The 5,325-nt window shown below is 74.4% G+C and carries 5 protein-coding genes; all 5 read left to right on the top strand.

The genetic code is table 11. From position 1 onward, the window contains the following. Positions 1-223: 223 nt before the first annotated feature. On the top strand, positions 224-619 hold the full coding sequence (locus I4I78_RS29920; RefSeq protein ID WP_218614864.1) for a gamma-glutamylcyclotransferase: 396 nt from the start codon (positions 224-226) through the stop codon (positions 617-619). Between the two features lie 29 nt (positions 620-648). Continuing rightward, positions 649-1,467, top strand: a complete 819-nt coding sequence (locus I4I78_RS29915) for a hydroxypyruvate isomerase family protein (protein WP_218614863.1) — start codon at positions 649-651, stop codon at positions 1,465-1,467. A gap of 26 nt (positions 1,468-1,493) precedes the next feature. Next, positions 1,494-2,399, top strand: a complete 906-nt coding sequence (locus tag I4I78_RS29910; RefSeq protein WP_218614862.1) for a 2-hydroxy-3-oxopropionate reductase — start codon at positions 1,494-1,496, stop codon at positions 2,397-2,399. A gap of 11 nt (positions 2,400-2,410) precedes the next feature. After that, positions 2,411-4,219 carry a glyoxylate carboligase gene (gene gcl / locus I4I78_RS29905; protein WP_218614861.1) on the top strand — a complete coding sequence of 603 codons (1,809 nt, stop codon included), beginning with the start codon at positions 2,411-2,413 and terminating at the stop codon, positions 4,217-4,219. Then, positions 4,219-5,325, top strand: a 1,107-nt coding sequence (locus tag I4I78_RS29900) for a glycerate kinase (RefSeq protein WP_218614860.1), incomplete at its 3' end; no start/stop codon positions are given. The genes gcl and I4I78_RS29900, both read left to right, overlap by 1 nt.

Below are 5,325 nucleotides of genomic sequence, written 5' to 3'. Positions count from 1 at the left end.
GTCATTGGGTCCTCGTTTCACGATGCGGAAATATTCTCTTGCTTCGTGGAAGAACGATATGAGCGCGCTCACAGCGGCGTCAAGGGGTCGCCGGCTCGTCGTGAACCTTGACAGCCTCCGCGGCACGTGGTCAGACTTCTCGCACAACGAAACATTCTTTCCGCATTGCGGAATACGCGATCGTGCGCCCCGGCGGGGCGTGCCCGCGAGAACGGAGTCGATGATGCCCGGTCTGTTCTGCTCGGGAGACGCGATGCGTGGCGGACGCCTGCACCACAACGTCTCCGCGCACCCGTTCCTCGGCGCGGTCACCACCGCCCCGCTCTACCGGATGTACTCGGTGCGCGACGCGTTCCCCGCGTTGCTGCTCGCCGACGACGGCGGCGCGGTCACCGGTGAGCTCTACGACGTGTCACTGGACAGCGTCCGCACCGAGTTCCTGCCCGACGAGCCGCCGGAGCTCGAGCTCACCGTGATCGCCCTCGACGACGGGCGCTCCGTGCTCGCCGTCGGCCTGCGGCCCGGGGTGCTCGAGGCCCAGGCCGCCGAGATCACCGACATCACCGCGTTCGGCGGCTGGCGCGCCTACCGCGGCCTGCCCGACCCGGACGCCTCCTGAGCGAACATCGACCCCTGGGAAGGACACCCATGACACCGCCGTCCTGGACCGTGAACTGTTCGATCCTGCTCACCGACCTGCCGCTCCTGGACCGCCCGCAGGCCGCGCGCGACGCCGGCTTCGACGCCGTCGAGTTCTGGTGGCCCTTCGCCGACGCGGTCCCGGCCGACCGCGAGGTCGATGCGTTCGTCGGCGCCGTCCGCGACGCCGGGGTGACCCTGACCGGCCTGAACTTCGCCGCCGGCGACATGCCCGGCGGTGACCGCGGGCTGCTGTCGGACCCGCGCCGTGGCGCCGAGTTCGTCGACAACATCGACGTGGCCGTCGGCATCGGCGCCCGGCTGGGCACGACCGGGTTCAACGCCCTCTACGGCAACCGGGTCGAGGGCACCGCGCCCGCGGAGCAGGACGAGCTCGCCGCGGCGAACCTGGCCGCGGCCGGGCGCGCCGCCGCCGCGATCGGCGCCGTCGTGCTGGTCGAGCCGGTCAGCGGCGCGCCGGCCTACCCGCTGCGCACGGCCGCGGACGCGGTCGCGGTGCTGGACCGGGTGCGCGACGAGCACGGCGTGGACTCGCTGCGCCTGCTCGCCGACCTCTACCACCTGGCCGTCAACGGCGACGACGTCGACGCCGCGATCGACACCCACGCCGCGCGGATCGGACACGTCCAGATCGCCGACGCGCCGGGCCGGGGCGAGCCCGGGACCGGGGACCTCCCCCTGCCCGCGCAGCTCGACCGGCTCGCCGCCACGGGCTACACCGGCCGGGTCGGGCTGGAGTACAAGGCCACCGGCGACGACCCGTTCGCCTGGCTGCCGCACGCCCGCCGCGCCGCCACCCCCGTCTGACACCCCCGTTCCGGGAGGAGCACCTCATGACCACCATCGCGTTCGTCGGGCTCGGCATCATGGGCAGCCCGATGGCCTGTCACCTCGCCCGCGCCGGCCACGACGTCGTCGGCCACAACCGTTCGCCCGAGAAGACCGCCGCCCTCGTCGAGGCGGGCGGACGGGCCGCCGGCTCGGTCGCCGAGGCCGTGCGGGGCGCGGACGTCGTCGCGCTGATGCTGCCCGACTCCCCCGACGTCACCGACGTCCTGACCGGCGAGGACGGCGTGTTCGCCCACGCCGCACCCGGCACCCTGATCATCGACTTCTCGACGATCCGCCCGGACGTCGCCCGGGACCTGTCCGCCACCGCGGCGGAGCGTGGGTTCCGGATGGTCGACGCTCCGGTGTCCGGCGGCGAGGCGGGTGCGGTGAACGCCGCACTCTCGATCATGGTCGGCGGAGGGAAGGACGACGTCGCCGCCGCCCGCCCGTACCTGGACACGGTCGGCAAGACCGTCGTGCACGTCGGGCCGAGCGGGGCCGGTCAGACCGTGAAGGCCGCGAACCAGCTCATCGTCGCGGGCAACATCGCCCTGCTGGCAGAGGCTCTGGTGTTCCTCGAGGCCCACGGCGCCGACCTCCCGGCCGCGGTCGAGGTGCTCGGCGGCGGCCTGGCCGGCTCCGCGGTCCTGAACCAGAAGGCGCCGAAGATGCTCGACCGGGAGTACTCCCCCGGGTTCCGGATCGACCTGCACCACAAGGACATGGGCATCGTCACCTCGGCCGCGCGGGAGGCCGGGGTCGCCACCCCGGTCGGCGCGCTGGTGGCCCAGCTGGTGGCCGCGACCCGCGCCGCGGGCGACGGCGGCCTCGACCACTCCGCACTGCACCGCACGATCGCGCGCCTGTCCGGCCGCGCGTCCGGCCCGTCGCCGCGCGACGAGAGCTGAAGGAGACCGACATGGCAAGGATGCGTGCCGCCGACGCGGCGGTGAAGATCCTCGAGCTGGAGGGCGCCACCCAGGCGTTCGGGGTGCCGGGAGCGGCGATCAACCCCTTCTACTCCGCGATGCGCGCGCACGGCGGCATCTCCCACGTGCTGGCCCGCCACGTCGAGGGCGCCGCGCACATGGCCGAGGGCTACACCCGCGCCGCGCCGGGCAACATCGGCGTCTGCGTCGGGACGTCCGGCCCGGCCGGCACCGACATGGTCACCGGGCTGTACTCGGCGTCCGCGGACTCGATCCCGATCCTGGCCGTCACCGGGCAGGCGCCGGTCGCGCGGCTGCACAAGGAGGACTTCCAGGCCGTCGACATCACCTCGATCGCCAAGCCCGTCACGAAGATGGCGATGACGGTGCTGGAGGCGGCGCAGGTGCCGGGCGCGTTCGCGCAGGCGTTCCACCTGATGCGCTCCGGGCGGCCGGGTCCGGTCCTGATCGACCTGCCGATCGACGTCCAGATGACCGAGATCGAGTTCGACCCGGACACCTACCAGCCGCTGCCGGTGCACCGCCCGGCCGCGAGCGACGCGCAGGCCGCGAAGGCGATCGACATGCTGTGCGCGTCCGAGCGGCCGCTGATCGTCGCCGGCGGCGGGATCATCAACGCCGACGCGAGCGCGCTGCTCGTCGAGCTGGCCGAGATCCTGGACGTGCCGGTCGTGCCGACGCTGATGGGCTGGGGCGCGATCCCGGACGACCACCGCCTGGCCGCGGGCATGGTCGGGCTGCAGACCTCGCACCGCTACGGCAACGCGACGTTCCTGGAGTCGGACTTCGTGCTCGGCATCGGCAACCGGTGGGCCAACCGGCACACCGGAGGCCTGGACACCTACCGGCGCGGGCGGACGTTCGTGCACGTCGACATCGAGCCCACCCAGATCGGGCGGGTGTTCGCCCCCGACTACGGGATCGTCTCCGACGCCGGCGCCGCGCTCCAGGCGTTCGTCGCCGAGGCCCGCCGGCGCCGCGCCGCGGGCACGCTGCCCGACCGGTCGGCCTGGGTCGCCGGGTGCTCGGCGCGAAAGGCGACGCTGCACCGCCGCACGCACTTCACCGACACCCCGATCAAGCCGCAGCGGGTCTACGAGGAGATGAACCGGGTCTTCGGGCCGGACACCCGCTACGTGACCACGATCGGGCTCTCGCAGATCGCGGCCGGGCAGTTCCTGCACGTCTACCGGCCGCGGCACTGGATCAACGCCGGGCAGGCCGGCCCCCTGGGCTGGACGATCCCGGCCGCGCTCGGGGCGGTGACCGCGGACCCGGACACGCCGGTCGTGGCGCTGTCCGGGGACTACGACTTCCAGTTCATGCTCGAGGAGCTCGCCGTCGGGGCGCAGTTCAACCTGCCCTACGTGCACGTGGTCGTGAACAACTCCTACCTGGGGCTGATCCGGCAGGCGCAGCGCAACTTCGACATGGACTACTGCGTGCAGCTGGGGTTCGACAACATCCACACCCGCGACACCGTGGACGACGGGGAACCGGAGCCGGCCCCGAAGGGCTACGGCGTCGACCACGTCGTCGTCGCCGAGGGGCTGGGGTGCGTGGGGCTGCGGGTCAGCGACCCGGAGCAGATCGCCGCGACGCTGCGGCGGGCGTCCACGCTGGCCCGCGAGCACAAGGTGCCGGTCGTGGTGGAGGTCGTGCTGGAGCGGGTCACGAACGTCTCGATGGGCGGCGCGGAGATCGACGCGGTGATGGAGTTCGAGGAGCTCGCCACCGTGCGCGAGCACGCCCCGACGGCCGTCTGCCTGCTCGACTGATGGAGCCCGCGTCGTCGAGGGAACGGAGCACGGTGGTGCTGGCCCCGGACAAGTTCAAGGGGTCCCTGGACGCGCCCGGGGTCGCCGGCGCCCTCGCCGCGGGCATCGCCGACGTCGCGCCGGGTTGGACGGTGCGCCGGGCCCCGGTCGCCGACGGCGGCGAGGGCACGGTGGACGCCGTGCTGGCCGCCGGGTGGGACCCCGTCCGGGTCGAGGCGGCCGGGCCGCTCGGCGACCCGCTGACCGCGACCTACGCCCGCCGGGGCCCGGTCGCCCTGGTCGAGCTGGCCACGGTGGCGGGGCTCGGGGTGCTGCCGGGTGGCATCGCCCGGCCGCTGCAGGCCGGCACGACCGGGCTCGGCGCCGTCCTGGCGCACGCTCTCGACCAGGGCGCGGACGAAATCGTCGTCGGCCTGGGCGGCAGCGCGAGCACCGACGGCGGCGCCGGGCTGCTGGTCGGGCTCGGTGCCCGCGTCCTCGACGCCGACGGGCGGGACCTTCCGCCCGGCGGCGCGGCCCTGGCCCGCGCGGCGCGTCTGGACCTGTCCGGCCTGCACCCGCGGGCCCGGACGGCACGGTTCGTGTTCGCCGCCGACGTGGACAACCCGCTGCTCGGGCCGTGCGGCGCGGCGACGGTGTACGGCCCGCAGAAGGGCGCCGACCCGGAGCAGGTCCGGTGCCTCGACGCGGCCCTGGCCCGCTGGGCCTGGGTGCTGCACGACGCGACCGGCCACGACGTGGCGGACATGCCCGCCGCGGGAGCGGCCGGGGGCGCGATGTGCGGCGCCGTCTCGGCGCTGGGCGCCACCCGGACCAGCGGGGTCCGGGCCGTGCTCGACCTGGTCGGGTTCGACCGGACCGTCGCCGGCGCCGACCTCGTGGTCACCGGCGAGGGACGACTCGACGAGCAGTCGTTGCAGGGCAAGGCCCCGACGGGCGTGGCCGACGCCGCGCGGGCCGCCGGGGCACCCGTCGTCGCGGTCGCCGGGGACTGCCTCCTGGACGAGGCGACGCTGCGCTCGGCCGGCTTCGCCGCGGTGCACACCCTCACCGCGCTGGCCCCGGACCGCGCCACCGCGATCGCCGACGCCGCCGCGCTCCTGCGC

Source organism: Pseudonocardia sp. KRD291, from assembly GCF_019263595.1.
Lineage (GTDB): Bacteria > Actinomycetota > Actinomycetes > Mycobacteriales > Pseudonocardiaceae > Pseudonocardia.
The sequence above is the reverse complement of the archived record's forward strand: the minus strand, read 5'-3'. Positions and strand labels throughout refer to the sequence as shown.